This window comes from Haloarcula litorea (assembly GCF_029338195.1).
GTDB classification, from domain to species: domain Archaea; phylum Halobacteriota; class Halobacteria; order Halobacteriales; family Haloarculaceae; genus Haloarcula; species Haloarcula litorea.
In genome coordinates, this window is the sequence record NZ_CP119779.1 from 1,195,279 (window position 1) to 1,211,716 (window position 16,438).

Sequence of the window (16,438 nt, forward strand, 5' to 3'; positions counted from 1 at the left end):
GCACACGCCCGCCACCGTCGGCAGGTACTTGCCGCGCAAGGCCGTCCGTGGGACTATGTGGCGACCCCTGCTCGTCGTCGCCGTCGTCGCGCTCGCGGGCTGTTCGGGACTGCTGGCGAGCGGCGGCGCGTCCCCGCCGGACGGGCAGGCGGTGACGCCGGCACCGGTCCCCGAGCGGACCGAGCGGCCGGTGGCTCTGCCGCGGGTCGCGGGTGACGTCGCCGTCGACCGCGTGCTCGAACGCCACGACGCCGCGCTGGCCGGGCGGAGCTTCCACCGGCACACCGAGTTCGCCGGCCCGGAGAGCACCCGCGACGTGTGGGTCGACCGGGACGCGGACGTGGTGCGGGTGCAACGCCGGTTCGGACCGCTGGCCGACGACGCCATCGTGACGAACGGGACGCTGTACCGGAGCGTCAGTGACGACCCTCGGACCGACTACGCCACGCTCGAAGCGACCGGGACGCCCTACGTCGCCACGCGCTCCGGGGTCGCGACCCTCGACCGGCTGTTCGGCGTCGTAGAGGGGTACGACCGCGTCGGGACGGTCCGACGGGACGGCCGGCCGCTGGCGGTCGTCGCCTCCAACGACACGGAGGTCCCGCTCAGCGGCGCGGACCCTGATCAGACCGTCGCCGTGGAGTCGCGGTTCTACGTCGATCGGCAGGGGATCGTCCGCTACGTCGACCACTGGGCGCGTCGCTCCGACGGATCGACGGTCCACGTCCGGATGCGGATCACGACCGGGCTGGACCGGGTGCCGATCCCGTGGTGGGCCGAGGGGATCGGCGTCTACGACTGAGCCTCCGTCTGTGTCTCGGGCTCGATGTACACCGTCCGGATGTCGCCGTTCGTCGCCTTGAGCGCGTCCTCGATCTCGGTGATGGCGGCGTCCAGCTCGCTCGTCGACAGGCCCGGGACGAAGGCCACGTCGGCGGAGACGATCACCTCGTTGGGCCCGAAGTAGACGGTCCGGAAGTCGACGATGCCGGCGACCTGCTCGTGGTCGGTGACGACCTGCCTGAGGCGGCGCGTCTCGTCTCTCGGCAGGCTCTCGCCCAGCAGCAGCCGCTTGTTCTGCCAGGCCAGCGCCAGGGCAAAGCCCATCAGCATGATCCCGATCAGCAGCGCGGAGATCCGGTCGAAGAAGGGGTTGCCGGTGAACTGTTCGAGGAACAGGCCCACGAGGGCGATGACGATGCCGGCCAGCGCGATGGTGTCCTCCGTCAGCGCGGTCAGGGTCGTCACGTCGCTGGTCTTGCGGAACGCCTCGCGGTAGCCCGACCAGTCGTTGCGCTCGATCTGTCGCTGCATCTCGGCGCGGGCCTTGTACAGCGCCCACGTCTCGAAGGCGAACGCGCCCAGCAGGACGGTGTAGTTGACCGACAGCGGGTCCAGCCACGCCGGCGGCTGGAAGCTGAAAAAGAGGAACTCGACGGCCTCGCCGGCGTGGCCGCCCCCGCCGTGCCCGCCGCTCGTCAGTTCGCTCCACCCGTGTTTGGCGCTCTCCCAGCCGGCGATGCCGAACAGGAACACGGAGACGAGGAAGCTGTAGAAGAACTGTGCCTTCCCGTAGCCGAAGGGGTGTCGACGGTCGGCCTCCCGACCGCTGTACCGGATGCCGATGAGGAGGAACACCTGGTTGCCGGTGTCGGAGATGCTGTGGTACGTCTCCGACAGCATCGCGGCGCTGCCCGTCAGGAGGAACCCGAAGAACTTCAGGACGGCGATGGCCCCGTTGGCGACGAGGGCGGCGAGGACGACCGATTTGCTGCCAGCCATACGGTCACCTCTCGTGCGTTCCGGAAATGGGTTCGGGATTTAGTGGCCCGGGGCCGAAGCGGTCGTATGCTCACCGTCGTCGCGGACACGCACGGGAGAGACGACCACCGACTGGCGGGCCGGACGCTCGCCGCCGTCGCGGCGGCCGACCGCGTCGTCCACGCCGGCGACTTCACCACAGAGACTGTCCTCGACGCCGTCGCGAGCGAGGCCGAGAGCCTCACCGCGGTCCACGGCAACAACGACCCGCCCGCGGTGCGCGAGCGCCTGCCCGACACCGCGACACTGCGCTGGCGGGACCAGACCGTCGTCGTCGCCCACGGCCACGAGCACTCGGAGACGGCACTGGGGATGCTCGCGCGACAGGAGGCGGCCGACCTCGTCGTGGTCGGCCACTCACACCGGCCCGAGATCCGCGACCTCGACGGGGCAGTGCTGCTGAATCCGGGGAGCTACGCCGAGCCACGCCGGTACCGCCCGGCCCACGCCGAACTCGACGCGGACGACGAACGGGTGCGTGCACGGCTGCGGTCCCCGGACGGGACCACCTTCTCGACGGTCACCTGGGAACGGTGAGCCGACGCGTGTGGCGTCGGCCCCCGGAGTGTCAGTCGGAGATGTCAGTCTGCGGGTCGAGACGCGCCTATCGCCCGGCGCGTGTGTCACGTTGACACGGGCAAAGTAAGGGCCTACCGGAGAGTGAAACCGCCGTTTGACACTACCGGTCCGCGTACCAGACGACGGCCAGCGCGGCGAGGACGAACGCGCCCCCGGCGAAGAAGGCCAGGCCGGGCGCGAGGCCCGCGACCTCGCTCCCGCCCCGTGTGGCCGCCTCGGCCGTCCTGAGTGCGACCTCGGTCCCACCGTCGACCGCGGTCCCGTTCCCGGGGTAGTAGTTCGGGTCCACGCCCGTGGTGTCGGCGCTCCCCGAGCGGACCGTCGGACCGAACAGCGATCCCAGTCCGGCTCCGAACAGCTGCTGGACGAGCAGGCTCGCCAGCGCGACGATCCCCAGTCCCCCGAGGAAGTTCGAGAGCGCGGCCCGCAGGCCGGAGGTCTCCTGTTCGTCGCCGGCACAGATGACCAGCGGCTGGTTCGCGGGCGCGAACACGTCCATCTCGCGGCCCTTCTCCGAGTACGCGGTGTCGACGACCTCGACGGCACCGGCGTCCTGGAGCTTGTTCAGGTGGTACTGGGTGTTCTGGAGTGAGGTCCCGACACGGTCTGCGAGTTCCCCGGGCGGGGCCGGCTCGCGATTGAGCGCGGCCAACAGCTCGCGCGCCGTCTCCGAGGAGAGTGCCGACAGGACGTCGTCCGCGTCCTCGCTGTCGACCCCGATGACCCGCGGCTCCGCGTCGGGTGCCGCCGGGTCTCGAGAGGGCAGCAACGACATACACTTCGGTATGTTCTATGGGATTATGAGTGTTCCCCAAGGTACGGCGGTCGTTGCACATATGGCTCAAAATCGGATTTTACAGACCGAAATCGGGCGCTTCCGGCCCGCTGAGGCGGGTGCCGAAACATCTTTGTCTCGGCGGGGGAAACGCCACCCCATGACCGGCCCGTTCGCCCTCGCGCTCCAGTTCGGCGGCCTCGAGACGAACGACCTGTTCATCTACGGCATCCTGGCCGCGGTCCTGGGCTTCTTCTTCTTTATGTATCTGATGCTCCGGCGGACGCTGCTTGGGTTCAAAGAGGGCTACCAGCAGAACAAGAAGTAGCGGGCGAAACTGGTATGTGAGCGTCGCCGGACCATCGGATATGGACCCGCGTATCCGCGAACACGCAGCGGTCGTCGTCGACCACTCGATCGACCTGAGCGAGGGCGACGACGTCGTCATCGACGCCCACCCCGTCGCCGAGGACTTCGTCGTCGCGCTCCACGAACTGGCCGCCGACCGCGGCGCGAACCCGCTGGTGATCCAGGAGCGCCTGGGCGAGCGCTACCAGCGGGCGTTCCTGCGCAACCGCGAGGAGTTCGAGACGCCGGGGCACCTCGAAGCGCTGTACGACGCGATGGACGCCTACATCGCCGTCCGGGGCAACGCCAACGTCACCGAGACCAGCGACGTGGACCCGGAGACGACCGCCGCCTTCCAGCAGGCCCAGCAGCCGCTGCTGGAGGAGCGGCTCTCGAAGACGTGGTGTCTCACCCAGTACCCCGCGGCCGCCAACGCCCAGCTGGCACAGATGTCGACCGAGGGCTACGAGGACTTCGTCTGGGACGCGGTCAACAAGGACTGGGACGCCGTCCGGGAGCACCAGGCCCAGATGGTGGAGATCCTGGACCCCGCCGACGAGGTCCGCATCGTCTCCGGGGACACCACCGACGTGACGATGTCGGTCGCCGGCAACGAGACGCTCAACGACTACGGCGAGAAGAACCTCCCCGGCGGCGAGGTGTTCACCGCGCCCGTCCCCGACAGCGTCGAGGGCGAGGTGCTGTTCGACAAGCCGCTGTACCACCAGGGCCGGGAGGTGACCGGCGTCCGCCTCGTCTTCGCGGACGGCGAGGTCGTCGAGCACAGCGCCGACAAGAACGAGGCCCTGCTGACGGAGGTGCTGAACACCGACGACGGCGCGCGCCGCCTCGGCGAGCTGGGCATCGGGATGAACCGCGACATCGACCGGTTCACCTACAACATGCTGTTCGACGAGAAGATGGGCGACACCGTCCATATGGCCGTCGGCCGCGCCTACGACGAGACCGTCGGCGAGGACGTCGAACACAACGACTCGGCGGTCCACGTCGACATGATCGTGGATATGAGCGAGGACTCGTTCATCGAGGTGGACGGTGAGGTGGTCCAGCGGGACGGGACGTTCCGGTTCGAAGACGGGTTCGAGGGCTGAGCACCGCGCCGAGCGACGCGAGGCGCGGCTTTTTCATCGACGTTTTTCGAGGAGCGGTGGGCGAGCGAAGCGAGCGCACCCGACGAGGAAAAAGGTCGGTGGACACGAGCGAGGACTCGTTCATCGAGGTGGACGGTGAGGTGGTCCAGCGGGACGGGACGTTCCGGTTCGAAGACGGGTTCGAGGGCTGAGCACCGCGCCGAGCGACGCGAGGCGCGGCTTTTTCATCGACGTTTTTCGAGGAGCGGTGGGCGAGCGAAGCGAGCGCACCCGACGAGGAAAAAGGTCGGTGGACACGAGCGAGGACTCGTTCATCGAGGTGGACGGTGAAGTGGTCCAGCGGGACGGGACGTTCCGGTTCGAAGACGGGTTCGAGGCGTAGCGAGAGTCCGACCGCCAGCGAGGACTCTCCGAGACCGACGCGGCGACCAGCGGGAGCCGCGGAGGCGTAGCGAGGACTCTCGGAGTCCGAAACGCCGACCGTCGCTACGCCGTCTTCGCCAGCCGCGCCGCGTACAGCGGCCCGTCGCGTTCCACCTCGGCGACCGACCAGGGGGTGTCGGCCACCAGCTCCCCCATCGTGTCGGGCGCGACGTGGAGGTAGTCGTGCCACTCGCCGGTGTAGCGTCGGTAGCGGGTCCGGATGCGGAGGCGACCGGGGAGCCAGCCCCGCTCGCGGTTGCGCTCGTGGTAGTCGAGGTGAGCGGGGTCGTCGGTGTCGAGCGGGTCCAGGCTGGACGCCACCAGCGTCGCGTCGTCTGTCGTCGCGTCGGCCAGCGCACCCAGGACCTCGGGTGCGCGCTCGGCGCTCCCGACAAGACCGAAGTTGTTGCCCAGCATAATCGCCGAGTCGAACGTCTCCTCGAGGCCGTCGACGGCGGCCACGTCACACTCCCGGACGTCGGCCACGCCGCGGTCCCGCGCGACCGCCATCGCGCCCGGCGAGCGGTCGATCCCGGTCACGTCGTGGCCCCGATCCTGCAGTTCGAGGGCGTGGCGGCCCGGGCCACAGCCCACGTCGAGGACGTGACCCTCGGCCCACTCGAGGGCGGCGTGTTCGCGGTCGGACCACTCGTCGGGCGTCGAGAAGTACACCTCCGGCCCGGCGGGGCTGTCCACGAACCCGTCGTCGCGCTCGATCACCTCGAAGGCGTCGCCGCGCTCGTGGTAGTCCCGACACATCGCGCCGAAGGCGTCCGTCTCCGGGAGATCCATACGGTCGGGTCACGCGGGCCGAGAAAAAGCCTTCCTCCGCCCTGTGAACGGGTCGCACCCGCGGATTCTGTCGGACAGGAAGCTTATCCCGCCCGGCGGAGTACGGTCGCGTATGAGCGACTCCCCGTCCCTGGTGGTCCGGGCGCTGTGGTTCGTCTTCGTCGGCTGGTGGCTGACCGGCCTCTGGCTGTCGGTCGCGTGGCTGTTGAACGTCACCGTCGTCGGCATCCCGCTGGGGATCAAGATGATCAACCGCGTCCCCTACGTCCTCTCGCTGAAGTCACGGGACCCGCTCGTGACCGAGGGCGAGGGCCGGACACAGCACTCGCTGGTCGTCCGGGCGGTGTGGTTCCTGCTGGTCGGCTGGTGGGCCAGCGGGCTCTGGACCGGCGTCGCGTACGCGCTCACGCTGACCGTCGTCGGCATCCCGCTGGCGATCTGGATGTACAACAAGCTCCCCTACGTCGTCTCGCTGTACGAGTACTGACGCCGCCGAAGGGTTCTCGGGGTTCCAGCCCCTCGTGAAGGTATGGCACTCAGCCAGCTCGAGCTGGCCGCCCGGGTCGCCGCGGGCGTGTTCGTCATCGTCGCGCCGACGCTGCTGTTCCTGCTGCTGTGGCGCGGGCTGGAGTCGATGCGGGACGACGAACTCATCGCCCGAGCGCGAGAGCGGGCCGAGGCGATGGAGGAGGCCGACGGCGACGGCGCGTGGGACGTCGACGCCGCGGCGCTGCGAGCGACCGTGACCGGCGGGGACCCGGTGCCGGCGGACGCCGTCGCCTGCTCGAACTGCGGGACGCACAACCGCACCGGCGTGACCTACTGTCAGCAGTGTCTCGCCGAGCTGGACTGACCTCACTCCTCGCCGAGCTGGACGAGTAGCGTCGGCGACGCGCGGTCGGCGTCACAGTCGCTCCCCCGCTCGACCGCGTAGGTCATACTACGGGTCTCGTTGAGGTCCACCGGCAGGCTCGCGCGGATCGTGAGCTGGCGGGTCGCGCCGCCGGCGATGGTGTCGGCCTGGTCGTACCGGTTCTCGTAGGAGAGCCACACGTCCTCGCGGAACCCGGCGTCGGTGCCGACGAGACAGCCGCTCAGTTCCGGCAGCGACAGCGCGCGGGTGAACACCGGTCCGTTGGTCGCGGTCAGCCTCCCGACGCGGACGTCCCGCTCGAAGTACTGCTGGTCGTCGGGGACGGAGTCGGGTGCCGTGACGGTCACCGACGACTCGAAGTCGCTGGCGTAGGTCACGCCGCCGACGGCGACGTCCGCGCCGACGAGCGCGATACCGAGGACGAGCACCACGCCCACGCTCGCCGCCACGGTCCGGCGCGGCAGCGACAGGTCTCGCTCTCGCAGCAGGTAGCCCAGCGCGAGCGTCAGCGCCGCCGAGATCGCCAACACGAGGAATGTGGCGGTCCCGCCGGGCTGGTAGCGGACGACGACGTACCCGACGAAGACGACGTAGGTCACGGCCGCGAGGACGAATCCGACGGCGTCGAGGACGTCCCGCTCGGCCGCGAGACCACCGAGGAAGAACCCGACGGCCGCCAGCAGCAGGAGGACGGCCTTGACCGTGATCGAGAGGCCGAACACGACGTCCCGGACGAAGTACAGGAGGGCCGCCGCGGCGAAGGCGATGCCGAGGGCGTACAGCAGCTTGCCGCTGTCGATGTCGAACTTCATGGAGGGCGTTACCGGAACGACGCGCCCCCCGCACATCAAACCCACTCCCGTCAACGATTTGTCGCGGTCCGTGTAAACGCCCCTCTATGAGCGAACCGCGACTGACCGAGACGGCCGACCCCGACGAGGCGTTCGGGGCGCTGTCGAACGCCACTCGCGTGGCAATCCTCCGGGCACTCTGGGACGCGGACGGGCAGACGGCCACGTTCTCGGAGCTCCGCGACGCCGTCGGGATGGCCGACTCGGGCCAGTTCAACTACCACCTGGACAAGCTCACCGGCCGCTTCGTCACGAAGACCGACGACGGGTACGAACTGACGCTGGCCGGGATGGCCGTCAACGGGGCGATCCACGCGGGCGCGTACACGATGGCGGGCTCGACGGAGCCGCTCACCCTCGAGGAGCCGTGTCCGACCTGCGGCGGCGAACGGACGTTCCACTACGAGGACGAGCGGGTCCGCGTCACCTGCGACGGGTGTGAACTGACCGTCAACGCCCCGGTTCCGCCGGGGGTCTTCGCCGGCTACGACCGGGACGCGATGCCGGAGGTGGCGGCGCAGTACTTCCGCACGATCTTCCAGCAGCTCCGCAACGGCTTCTGCTGGGTCTGTGAGGGGCGGGTGGTGCCGACCGTCAGCCCGATGCGAGCGGTCGTCGACGACCCCGACTCCATCTCCGAGGAGCGCGGCGACGTCCCGTTCGTCGAGTACGAGTGCCAGCGCTGTGGGGCGGGCTCTTCGGCGGACGTCCAGTCGGCGTTACAGGACCACCCCGCCGTCGTCGCCTTCCACCACGACCACGGCGTCGACGTCCGCGAACGGCCGCCCCTGACGCTGAGCTCCGTCGACACCGACCACGGGGTCGTCGAGTCCACCGACCCGCTCCGGGCGCGCGTCAGCTACGAGGCCGACGGGGCCACGCTCGAACTGGTCGTCGACGGGGACCTCACCGTCGTCGGGACCGACCGCGACGACGGGTGAAGGAATCTTCAGTAACTCCGCGAACAGAAGTATCCTTCAGATTACACTTATCGGGGTGTGGGGCCTCTGTCCAACTGTGATGAACCGACCCACCGACACCCCGAACGCCGCTGCACGGACCGTCCCCGCACCCGAGGCCGCCCTGACGCTGCGCGGTCTGCTGGCCTACCTCGGCGTCCTGGTCGTCGCCGTCGCGTTCCTGACCGCGCCGCTGGCTACCGCCACGGCCGTCACGGCCGTCGGTCTGTGCCTGCTCGCCGACGACACCGTCCGCCGACTGCGCGCGTCAGGCAACCGTCGGTCGGCCGACGGCCGACGGCGACCCGCCGAACCGACCGCCGACTGACCGTCCCCCGCTTCGGCCCTCCACACGCGCCGCTCCCGATCGGTGCAACCACGCCGTCGCGCGGGAGACTCAGTCGCCGGCCGCGGCCTGCCCGCTCGCGCCGCCGCCCGCGACCGGCGTCCGCTCGACGACCGTCCCGTCGTAGGTCGGGTACTGCTCGACGATCTCGCCCTTCTCGACGTCGCCGTCCTCGACCATCTCCTCCAGGAGCCACCACGCCAGCTCGACGTGGTCGGACTTGACGCTGTAGTACTCCTCGGGGACGCCCAGCTCGCTCAGTCGCCGTTCGCTGGCCCAGGTCTTCCCGTAGACGAGCGTGCCGTCCTCGGTCACCTCGTCGAAGGGGCGACGGATGTTCCGGGCCATCCGTTTCAGCCGCGAGCGGTGCTGGGCGGCGTCCTTGAAGACGCTCGTACAGAAGTACACCTTCTCGTGGTCGCCCATCCGTTCGAGGATGTCGTGCGACCCCTCGACGGCGCTCATGTGGTCCTCCTTGAGCTCGAAGCCTTCCTCCTGCATCCGGCGGTAGTTGCCGTCGGACATCTCGAACTCGTTGATGTTACAGAAGTCTGCCGCGCCCTCGTCCAAGAACTCCAGGAACTCCTCCTCCGCGCGGATGCCCGGGATCTCGAAGGCCGGCGTCAGTCCTTCCTCGCGGGCGATATAGAGGATCTCCTCCCACTCGGTGCCGTGCATGTCGCCCCACAGCTCCAGGGGCGGGTGGAAGCGGATCTCGTCGAGCCCGGCCTCGCTGAGCCGGCGCATGTTCTCCCGGCCGCCGGTGATGCCGGTGTAGAGGTGGACGTGGTGGTCCTCGCCGAACTCCTCCTTGAGGAGCTCGATGTAGTGACAGGTCCGGTCGAGCACCTCCTGGGGCTCGCCGCCGGTGATCGAGGAGCCCAGCGCGCTCATCCGCTTGGCCTCGTCGATGACGTCCTGGTCGGACTCGACGGGCCGCTCGTTGGCGTACATCTGGGTGACGTTCTTGCGGTTCTCCCCGAGGGGGCAGTAGAAGCAGTCCCGCTGGTCGCAGTAGCCGTAGACGAACAGCACCATCTTCCCGCCCTTGGCGCACTGTTCGCAGCCCTCGGAGATCATCGTATACGGCTAGGACCGCATCCAGCGGGAAAAAGCGTGCGCATCGACCCCGGCGTGGCACGGGTCGGCACGCCGTCGGCCTTATCTCTGCACCCGACGCAGGAAAGCTATGGCCGGCAGTTCGCGACGACGCTCGCTCGCCATCGTCCTCGCCGTCGTCTTCCTCGACTTGGTGGGCTTCGGCATCGTGATCCCGATCCTCCCGTACTACACGCGCTCGTTCCCCGGCGGGACGGAGTTCGTCATCGGGCTGCTGGCGGCCTCCTACTCGGCGATGCAGTTCCTCTTCGCGCCGCTGCTTGGCTCGCTGTCGGACCGGGTCGGCCGCCGGCCCGTCCTCGTGGTCTCGCTGTGTGGCTCCGTCCTCGCCTGGACGGTGTTCGGGCTGGCCGACGCGCTGTGGCTGCTGTTCGCCTCGCGGATGCTCGCGGGCGCGATGGGCGGGAACCTCTCGACGGCACAGGCCTACGTCGCCGACGTGACCCCGCCCGAGCGCCGGGCCGCGGCGCTGGGCTACGTCGGGGCCGCCTTCGGCCTGGGGTTCATCTTCGGACCGGGCATCGGCGCGGTCCTCTCCTTCGACGCCACCGTCGCCGCCGTCGACGGCCTCGTCCCGGCGGCGGTCCCGATCACGCGGTTCTCGCTCCCGAGCTTCGCCGCGGCGGCGTTCAGCCTCGCCGGCGTCGTCGTCGCGCTCCTGTTCCTCCCGGAGTCCCGGCCCCGCGAGGGCGCGGCTCCGGAGGGGGCGACCGACGAGGGCGGCACGACGCCCCCGTCGGCCGTCGCACAGCTCCGGGCCGCCGTCGCCACGCCGGGGCTCCGGGAACTGCTGGCCGCGTTCTTCCTCGTCTCCTTCGCCTTCTCGGGCGTCCAGATCATGTTCGTTCCCTACGTCGCCGACGTCTACGGCTACACCGCCGCACAGAGCGCCCTGCTGTTGACCTACGTCGGCCTGTTGGCGGTCGTCACCCAGGGCGTCCTCGTCGGACGGCTGACCGCCCGGTACGACCCGGTGACCCTCTCGCTGGCCGGCACCGTCGTGCTCGTGGCCAGCGTCGGCGCGCTCCCGTTCTCCCGGACGCTCGGCGGTGTCCTCCCGCCGCTCACGGGCCTGGCCCCCTTCCTCACGCCCGATCTGCTTGGGCTGCTCGCGGTGCTGACGCTGCTCCCGGTCGGCAACGGCGTCCTGTCGGTGACGCTGACGGCGCTGGTCTCCCGGCGGGCCAGCGCCGACCTCCAGGGCAGCGCCTTCGGGATCACGCAGGGCGCTGGCAGTCTCGCCCGGACCGTCGGCCCGCCGGTGATGGGCGGGCTCTACTTCGCCGTCGGCTTCTGGTCGCCGTTCGTCGTCGGCGCGCTCCTGCTGGTCCCCGTCGGCGTGCTTGTGCTCCGGCTGGGCGGCGACGAGGAGCCACCGACGCCCCGGCCGGCCGATCCCGGCCACATCAGATAGGGGCCGCGTTGATACGTGTCGACGCCCTATCCGGACGTATGAGCGAGGACGACGGCTCGCACCGTTCGGAGCCCGTCGGCGGGTCGCTCCCGTCCGAGGCGTCGGCCGACGAACGGGTGCTGGCGCTCAGCGAGGAACTCATCCGCTACGTCGAGGTCGTCGCCGCCCTCGTGCTCGTCGTCCTGTTCGCCATCGGCGTGTTCGACCTCGGCCTCCAGATCTTCCAGACCGCACTCGAGGGCTCCATCACCGACCCGCTGGTCGTCGTCGGCTTCATCGACACCGCCCTCCTCCTCTTTATCATCGTCGAGGTGTACCAGACGGTCGTCGCCTACACCCAGGAGGGCGAGACGCGCCGCATCGTCCGCCTGGTGATCTACACCGGCGTCATCGCGATGGTGCGGAAGGCCATCATCTTCCGGACCGGCGAGTACGCCAGCGAGCAGGCGGCCCTGTTCGCGGCGGCCGCCTACACGCTCATCATCTTCGGCCTGGTGGCGCTGCTCGTCGTCGAGCGGCGCACCCGCGAGGAGGCCGCCGAGCCGATCTAGCCGCGACGAGCGGGTCCCGAAAGCAGTTAAACGCCGCCGGCGTACCCCCCGGCGATGCTGCTGGTGCTCTGTGTCGATCTCGACGACGACCTCGGCCGCAAGACGGACGTGGAGACGCCCGTCGTCGGCCGGGAGAACGTGGTCGACGCAGCCGTCGCACTGGCCCAGGCCGACCCCGAGGACTCCGACGTGAACGTCCTCTTCGAGGGGGTCCACATCGCCGACGACGTCGACGACGAACCCGTCGAGGTGGCCGCCGTCACCGGGGTCGACGGGAGCGACGTGGCCGCCAACCGCGCCGTCGGCGAGGAGGTCGACACCGTACTGGCGTCGCTCTCGACCGGCGAGGACGTGCGCGCGCTGGTCGTCACCGACGGCGCACAGGACGAGTCGGTCATCCCCGTCATCCGCTCGCGGGTCCGCATCGACGGCGTCCAGCGGGTCGTCGTCCGGCAGGCCCAGGACCTCGAATCGATGTACTACACCTTCAAGCAGGTGCTCGACGACCCCGAGACCCGCGGGACCATCCTCGTCCCGCTCGGGATCTTGCTGCTCATCTACCCGATGACCATCGCCGTCGAGGCGCTGGGCTACCCCGGCTCCGCGCTGGGGGTCATCTCCGGGCTGCTCGGCCTGTACGTCCTCGCCAGGGGGCTGGGTGCCGAGCGCCTGCTCGACGAGGCCGCCGACCGCGTCACATCCGGCCTCTACGCCGGTCGCGTCTCCATCGTCACCTACGTCGTCGCCGCCGCCCTGCTGGTGATCGGCGGTGTCAGCGGCGTCGCGACGATGGAGGCCCAGCCCGGGACGCTGTCGCCCCTGGAGGTGGTCGCGGCGCTGGTCTACGGCGCGGTCCAGTGGTTCGTCGTCGCCGGCGTCACTTCCAGCCTGGGCCGGGTCACCGACGAGTACCTCAACGACGCCTTCGAGTGGCGCTACCTCAACGCGCCCTTCTACGTGCTGGCCATCGGCGCGATCCTCCACGGCCTGAGCGCCTTCTTCCTCGGTATCCGGGACCTCGAGTACGTGGCGTTCGCGCTGACCGGCGGCACGCTGCTGGGCCTGGCGAGCACGCTGGCGTTCGCCGTCGCCGAGTCCCGCCGGGAACGCGCCGAACGGCACAACCAAGGCCCCGGCGGCCCCTCCTCGGAGTGATGTACGTCTCCCGCGCCGTCGAGTCCATCCGTGCCGACCCGATCGAGGGCGAACCCGTGGCGCTGGCCCTGACCACGGCCGACGACGCCGACCCCGACGCCGTCGCCGCGGCCGTCGAAGGGGCCGGTGGGACCGTCGAGCGACGCCTCCAGTTCGACGACCTGGCCGTCTCGGTGCCCCAGGAGCGGGTCGACGACGTCTGCGGGGTCGACGGGCTGGCCGCCGTCGAGACCACCGACGCCATCGCAATAACGACCGCCGAGGCGACCGACGAGGACGTCGAGTTCGACCCGTGACCACACGGCTTTTGAGACTCGCTGCCGACCCTCCGGTGAGGGCACGTAGCTCAGTCCGGAGAGAGCGTCGGACTTCTAATCCGACGGTCGTGGGTTCGAATCCCACCGTGCCCGCTCTCTGCGAACGACAGTGAGCAGGAGCGGCTGCTGAGATTCGAACCACGGCAGACCGAGCGAAGCGAGGTCTGGCATCGGGTGAGAATCCCCACCGTGCCCGTCGACCTTTTTCGTCGTCGCCCTTCCTCGCGCCTGCAGCACTGCCGAGACGGTGTGGCGGCTCCGCCGCCACGTCGTCCGGTTGCGGGCCGTCGGCCCGCTGCCCCTCCTCGAAACACGTCGATGAAAAAGACCGGAATCCCGGCCAACGACCGCGATTCCGGCGAATCGCGCTCGCTTCCCCCCCTCCGGACGGCCCTCTCCGGCCGAGCCCACGCGCTTTTCCCCGTCGCAGCGCTACGCCGGGCCATGATCGACCTTCGCAGCGACACGGTCACGCGGCCGAGCGACGCGATGCGGGCGGCCGCCCGCGACGCCGAGGTCGGCGACGACGTCTACCGGGAGGACCCGACGGTCAACGAACTCCAGGAGCGCGCCGCGGACGTGCTCGGCACGGAGGCGGCGCTGCTGGTGCCGTCGGGGACGATGGGCAACCAGGTCGCCGCCCGGACCCACACCGAGCGCGGCCAGGAGGTCCTCTGTGAGGTGGAGAGCCACATCTACAAGTGGGAGCTGGCGGGGCTGGCCCAGCACGCCGAGGTCCAGACGCGGACGATCGACGGCGACGAGCGCGGCGTCGTCGCGCCCGAGCAGGTCCGCGAGGGGTACGTCGCCGCCGACGGCCACCGCCCGGGGACCGGCCTGCTGACGCTTGAGAACACCCACAACAGCAAGGGCGGGACCGCCATCGCCCCCGAGCGGATCGCCGACGCGGCCGCGGCGGCCCACGACCGCGACGTCCCGGTCCACCTCGACGGGGCACGGCTGTTCAACGCCGCCGCGGCCCGCGGGGTCCCGGCCAGCGACTTCGTCGAGCCGGTCGACACGGTGATGTGCTGTCTCTCGAAGGGACTGGGCGCGCCCGTCGGGTCGGTGCTGGCCGGGCCCGAGTCCTTCGTCGAGGCCGCGCGCCGCAACCGGAAGCTGCTGGGCGGCGGGATGCGGCAGGCGGGGATGCTCGCCGCGCCGGGGATCGAGGCGCTGGACAACCGCGAGCGACTGGCCGAGGACCACCGCCGGGCCGAGCGGCTGGCGGCCGGACTCGACCGGGTCGAGGGGCTGTCGGTCCCGACGCCGGAGACGAACATCGTCCTCGCCGAGACCGACGACCCGGCCGAGCGGTTCCTCGACGCCTGCGAGGCAGAGGGCGTGCTGGGCGTCCCGTTCGACGACCACGTCGTCCGCTTCTGTACGCACTGGGACGTCGACGACGGGGACGTCGACGCGGCGGTCGACGCCGTCGAGCGGGCCGCGTAGGCTCCCGTTCCGCTACCGTCTGCGCAAGAGCACCGCCAGCGACGCGATCGCGACCGCTCCCGTGACCCCCGTGCCCGACGCGCCGGTCTCGACGCCGGTCGGCCGTGCGGCGTCGCCCTCGGCCGCGCGGCTGACGCCGACCCGGTCGGCGCTGGCCTGTCGCTCGGAGCCGTCGGGCGTCGCCGCGTCGCCGCCCGCCGATCCGCCCGTCGCATCGGGTGCCGGCAGCCCGGTCCCACCAGGCCCGGCGAGGGCCGTCGGGACCGGCGGCGCGCGGCCGGTGACGGCCGCCCGGACGTACGCCCGGAGGTCGACGCCGGCGACGGCCGAGACCGTCTCGGCGAAGACGGCAAGCGAGACACGGCGGTCGGCCTGCGTGAACCGGACGAGCACGTCCCTGAACGTCCGCTCGCCGCCGGTGGCCTGCCGGACGCGGGCGTCGACGGCCGCGACGACGCGGACGCCCTTCTCGTACTGTACCGCCGCGGCGGGCCAGGCGTCCGGCTCGGTCAGGTCGACCGCCCGGTAGTCGTCGGTCGTCACCCGAGCTCGGTACGCCCGGCGGTCGATTCGCCCCTGGCGGAGCGTCGCGCGGGCGGCGTAGTAGTCGGCGCTGCCCTCGTCGAGCCACGCCATCCCCGCGGTGGTCCGGTAGGCCTGTCGGGTGTGACGGGCCTCGTGGACCCAGACGTTGGTGGGGGCGGCGACCGGCTGGCCGGCGTCGACCAGCACCGTCGGGTGGCCGTCGGCGGGCGTGTAGCCGCCGCCGGCCAGCCCGTTGGGCGTCGCGATGACGGTGAGACGGTCGTGGGTCGGGCCGGCACGTGCCCGCCGCTGTGCCTCGCCGATCGTGTGGAAGACCGCCGCCGGATCGGGACCGAGGGTGGCCGCCTCGGGGACGACGAGCCTGACGGTGCCGCCGGCCGTCTCCCGGGTCAGCGTCCGGTGGGGGCCGACGTAGGCGGCCGTATCGGTGGCGACGCCGTCGTGCCCGTCGGCGACGGCCAACCGCTCGTCCCAGTGGGGGTCGGGTCCCTCGTCCCACCGCCAGCGGGCCCGCAACGCCACCTCGCGGCGGACCACCAGCGTCCAGTCGTCGGTTGCGGCGGTCCGTTTGCCGTGGGCGGTGTCGAGCCCCACCGGGACGGTGTAGGTGAGGCCGGGTGCGCGGCCGGTCTCCGGAGCCCACTGCCAGCGGTGGCCCGTCGACACCAGGCCGTCGGCGCTCGTGACCGTCGCGTCCTCGGGCGGCCGGAGCGCCAGCCCCGTCACTCGCTCGGGGACGGTGACGTCGGCCGTGACGCGGACCCGCCCCGGCCGCTCGGGCACCGGGTCGACGGTGTAGGTGACGCCGAGGCTGCCCCCGGCGTCGGCCGTCGCCGGGCCACGTTGTGGCACCGTCGCCGCGGGCGCGGCGACCGCCGCCGGGACGCTCCCGAGGACGAGCAGCACGCACAGACAGACGACGGCTGGGACTCGTGTGGCAACCATTCACTCGCTGGCTTGCAAATCGTTCACACCCGAAACGCAAAAGCGTTCGCCGGCCGAGT

The 16,438-nt window shown here is 70.7% G+C and carries 19 protein-coding genes and 1 tRNA gene; 14 read left to right on the top strand and 6 right to left on the bottom strand.

What is annotated here, in order from left to right; genetic code table 11:
• The first annotated feature begins 55 nt into the window (after window positions 1-55).
• Complete coding sequence (locus P0592_RS06245; protein WP_276273420.1) at window positions 56-802, top strand: hypothetical protein; 747 nt, start codon at window positions 56-58, stop codon at window positions 800-802.
• Here P0592_RS06245 and P0592_RS06250 read toward each other — a convergent pair.
• Window positions 793-1,782 (bottom strand): cation diffusion facilitator family transporter, encoded by a 990-nt coding sequence (locus P0592_RS06250; protein WP_276273421.1) that lies wholly within the window; start codon window positions 1,780-1,782, stop codon window positions 793-795. The genes P0592_RS06245 and P0592_RS06250 overlap by 10 nt on opposite strands.
• Before the next feature lie 66 nt (window positions 1,783-1,848).
• Between P0592_RS06250 and P0592_RS06255 the strand changes: the two genes are divergently transcribed.
• Window positions 1,849-2,358: a metallophosphoesterase gene (locus P0592_RS06255; protein ID WP_276273422.1), complete on the top strand. Its 510-nt coding sequence runs from the start codon at window positions 1,849-1,851 to the stop codon at window positions 2,356-2,358.
• Window positions 2,359-2,500: 142 nt separating this feature from the next.
• Here the strand turns inward: P0592_RS06255 and P0592_RS06260 are convergent, their stop codons facing one another.
• Window positions 2,501-3,175, bottom strand: a complete 675-nt coding sequence (locus tag P0592_RS06260) for an ArsR/SmtB family transcription factor (protein ID WP_276273423.1) — start codon at window positions 3,173-3,175, stop codon at window positions 2,501-2,503.
• Between the two features lie 160 nt (window positions 3,176-3,335).
• Between P0592_RS06260 and P0592_RS06265 the strand changes: the two genes are divergently transcribed.
• Together P0592_RS06265 and P0592_RS06270 are read left to right on the top strand one after the other, a co-directional pair.
• Complete coding sequence (locus tag P0592_RS06265) at window positions 3,336-3,503, top strand: DUF7859 family protein (protein WP_276273424.1); 168 nt, start codon at window positions 3,336-3,338, stop codon at window positions 3,501-3,503.
• Between the two features lie 40 nt (window positions 3,504-3,543).
• A complete protein-coding gene (locus P0592_RS06270; RefSeq protein WP_276273425.1) occupies window positions 3,544-4,635 on the top strand; it encodes an aminopeptidase in 1,092 nt (363 codons plus the stop codon).
• A gap of 486 nt (window positions 4,636-5,121) precedes the next feature.
• Here the strand turns inward: P0592_RS06270 and P0592_RS06275 are convergent, their stop codons facing one another.
• Complete coding sequence (locus P0592_RS06275) at window positions 5,122-5,850, bottom strand: class I SAM-dependent methyltransferase (RefSeq protein WP_276273426.1); 729 nt, start codon at window positions 5,848-5,850, stop codon at window positions 5,122-5,124.
• 112 nt (window positions 5,851-5,962) lie between these two features.
• Between P0592_RS06275 and P0592_RS06280 the strand changes: the two genes are divergently transcribed.
• Together P0592_RS06280 and P0592_RS06285 are read left to right on the top strand one after the other, a co-directional pair.
• Window positions 5,963-6,337 carry a YccF domain-containing protein gene (locus tag P0592_RS06280; protein ID WP_276273427.1) on the top strand — a complete coding sequence of 125 codons (375 nt, stop codon included), beginning with the start codon at window positions 5,963-5,965 and terminating at the stop codon, window positions 6,335-6,337.
• A gap of 42 nt (window positions 6,338-6,379) precedes the next feature.
• A complete protein-coding gene (locus P0592_RS06285; protein ID WP_276273428.1) occupies window positions 6,380-6,703 on the top strand; it encodes a DUF7577 domain-containing protein in 324 nt (107 codons plus the stop codon).
• A 2-nt stretch (window positions 6,704-6,705) separates the two neighbouring features.
• Here P0592_RS06285 and P0592_RS06290 read toward each other — a convergent pair whose 3' ends face one another.
• Entirely contained in the window at window positions 6,706-7,536 is an 831-nt protein-coding gene (locus P0592_RS06290; RefSeq protein WP_276273429.1) for a DUF1109 domain-containing protein, read from the bottom strand.
• Window positions 7,537-7,622: 86 nt separating this feature from the next.
• Between P0592_RS06290 and P0592_RS06295 the strand changes: the two genes are divergently transcribed.
• Entirely contained in the window at window positions 7,623-8,516 is an 894-nt protein-coding gene (locus P0592_RS06295; RefSeq protein ID WP_276273430.1) for an ArsR/SmtB family transcription factor, read from the top strand.
• A 79-nt stretch (window positions 8,517-8,595) separates the two neighbouring features.
• A complete protein-coding gene (locus tag P0592_RS06300) occupies window positions 8,596-8,862 on the top strand; it encodes a hypothetical protein (protein WP_276273431.1) in 267 nt (88 codons plus the stop codon).
• A 69-nt stretch (window positions 8,863-8,931) separates the two neighbouring features.
• Here the strand turns inward: P0592_RS06300 and P0592_RS06305 are convergent, their stop codons facing one another.
• Entirely contained in the window at window positions 8,932-9,960 is a 1,029-nt protein-coding gene (locus P0592_RS06305; RefSeq protein WP_276273432.1) for a radical SAM protein, read from the bottom strand.
• Window positions 9,961-9,979: 19 nt separating this feature from the next.
• On the opposite strand from P0592_RS06305, the gene P0592_RS06310 reads away from it, so the two are divergent.
• From P0592_RS06310 to P0592_RS06335, 6 genes are all read left to right on the top strand, one after another.
• Window positions 9,980-11,413, top strand: a complete 1,434-nt coding sequence (locus tag P0592_RS06310) for an MFS transporter (protein ID WP_336406672.1) — start codon at window positions 9,980-9,982, stop codon at window positions 11,411-11,413.
• Between the two features lie 38 nt (window positions 11,414-11,451).
• Entirely contained in the window at window positions 11,452-11,964 is a 513-nt protein-coding gene (locus P0592_RS06315) for a phosphate-starvation-inducible PsiE family protein (RefSeq protein WP_276273434.1), read from the top strand.
• A gap of 54 nt (window positions 11,965-12,018) precedes the next feature.
• On the top strand, window positions 12,019-13,119 hold the full coding sequence (locus tag P0592_RS06320; RefSeq protein ID WP_276273435.1) for a DUF373 family protein: 1,101 nt from the start codon (window positions 12,019-12,021) through the stop codon (window positions 13,117-13,119).
• Window positions 13,119-13,415, top strand: coding sequence for a hypothetical protein (locus P0592_RS06325; protein ID WP_276273436.1), 297 nt, complete (start codon window positions 13,119-13,121; stop codon window positions 13,413-13,415). The genes P0592_RS06320 and P0592_RS06325 overlap by 1 nt, the downstream gene beginning before the upstream one ends.
• 39 nt (window positions 13,416-13,454) lie before the next feature.
• A tRNA-Arg gene (locus P0592_RS06330) sits at window positions 13,455-13,529 on the top strand.
• Window positions 13,530-13,880: 351 nt separating this feature from the next.
• The gene (locus P0592_RS06335; RefSeq protein WP_276273437.1) at window positions 13,881-14,888 is read left to right on the top strand and encodes a threonine aldolase family protein; all 1,008 of its coding nucleotides are present in this window, start codon (window positions 13,881-13,883) and stop codon (window positions 14,886-14,888) included.
• Window positions 14,889-14,900: 12 nt separating this feature from the next.
• Here the strand turns inward: P0592_RS06335 and P0592_RS06340 are convergent, their stop codons facing one another.
• Window positions 14,901-16,379, bottom strand: a complete 1,479-nt coding sequence (locus P0592_RS06340) for a M61 metallopeptidase family protein (protein ID WP_276273438.1) — start codon at window positions 16,377-16,379, stop codon at window positions 14,901-14,903.
• Window positions 16,380-16,438 lie beyond the last annotated feature (59 nt).

Bases quoted from the DNA above. Each gene is read 5' to 3' on its own strand.
- P0592_RS06245 (WP_276273420.1), top strand. From the start codon at position 56: ATGTGGCGACCCCTGCTCGTCGTCGCCGTCGTCGCGCTCGCGGGCTGT.
- P0592_RS06250 (WP_276273421.1), bottom strand. From the start codon at position 1,782: ATGGCTGGCAGCAAATCGGTCGTCCTCGCCGCCCTCGTCGCCAACGGG.
- P0592_RS06255 (WP_276273422.1), top strand. From the start codon at position 1,849: ATGCTCACCGTCGTCGCGGACACGCACGGGAGAGACGACCACCGACTG.
- P0592_RS06260 (WP_276273423.1), bottom strand. From the start codon at position 3,175: ATGTCGTTGCTGCCCTCTCGAGACCCGGCGGCACCCGACGCGGAGCCG.
- P0592_RS06265 (WP_276273424.1), top strand. From the start codon at position 3,336: ATGACCGGCCCGTTCGCCCTCGCGCTCCAGTTCGGCGGCCTCGAGACG.
- P0592_RS06270 (WP_276273425.1), top strand. From the start codon at position 3,544: ATGGACCCGCGTATCCGCGAACACGCAGCGGTCGTCGTCGACCACTCG.
- P0592_RS06275 (WP_276273426.1), bottom strand. From the start codon at position 5,850: ATGGATCTCCCGGAGACGGACGCCTTCGGCGCGATGTGTCGGGACTAC.
- P0592_RS06280 (WP_276273427.1), top strand. From the start codon at position 5,963: ATGAGCGACTCCCCGTCCCTGGTGGTCCGGGCGCTGTGGTTCGTCTTC.
- P0592_RS06285 (WP_276273428.1), top strand. From the start codon at position 6,380: ATGGCACTCAGCCAGCTCGAGCTGGCCGCCCGGGTCGCCGCGGGCGTG.
- P0592_RS06290 (WP_276273429.1), bottom strand. From the start codon at position 7,536: ATGAAGTTCGACATCGACAGCGGCAAGCTGCTGTACGCCCTCGGCATC.
- P0592_RS06295 (WP_276273430.1), top strand. From the start codon at position 7,623: ATGAGCGAACCGCGACTGACCGAGACGGCCGACCCCGACGAGGCGTTC.
- P0592_RS06300 (WP_276273431.1), top strand. From the start codon at position 8,596: ATGAACCGACCCACCGACACCCCGAACGCCGCTGCACGGACCGTCCCC.
- P0592_RS06305 (WP_276273432.1), bottom strand. From the start codon at position 9,960: ATGATCTCCGAGGGCTGCGAACAGTGCGCCAAGGGCGGGAAGATGGTG.
- P0592_RS06315 (WP_276273434.1), top strand. From the start codon at position 11,452: ATGAGCGAGGACGACGGCTCGCACCGTTCGGAGCCCGTCGGCGGGTCG.
- P0592_RS06320 (WP_276273435.1), top strand. From the start codon at position 12,019: ATGCTGCTGGTGCTCTGTGTCGATCTCGACGACGACCTCGGCCGCAAG.
- P0592_RS06325 (WP_276273436.1), top strand. From the start codon at position 13,119: ATGTACGTCTCCCGCGCCGTCGAGTCCATCCGTGCCGACCCGATCGAG.
- P0592_RS06335 (WP_276273437.1), top strand. From the start codon at position 13,881: ATGATCGACCTTCGCAGCGACACGGTCACGCGGCCGAGCGACGCGATG.
- P0592_RS06340 (WP_276273438.1), bottom strand. From the start codon at position 16,379: ATGGTTGCCACACGAGTCCCAGCCGTCGTCTGTCTGTGCGTGCTGCTC.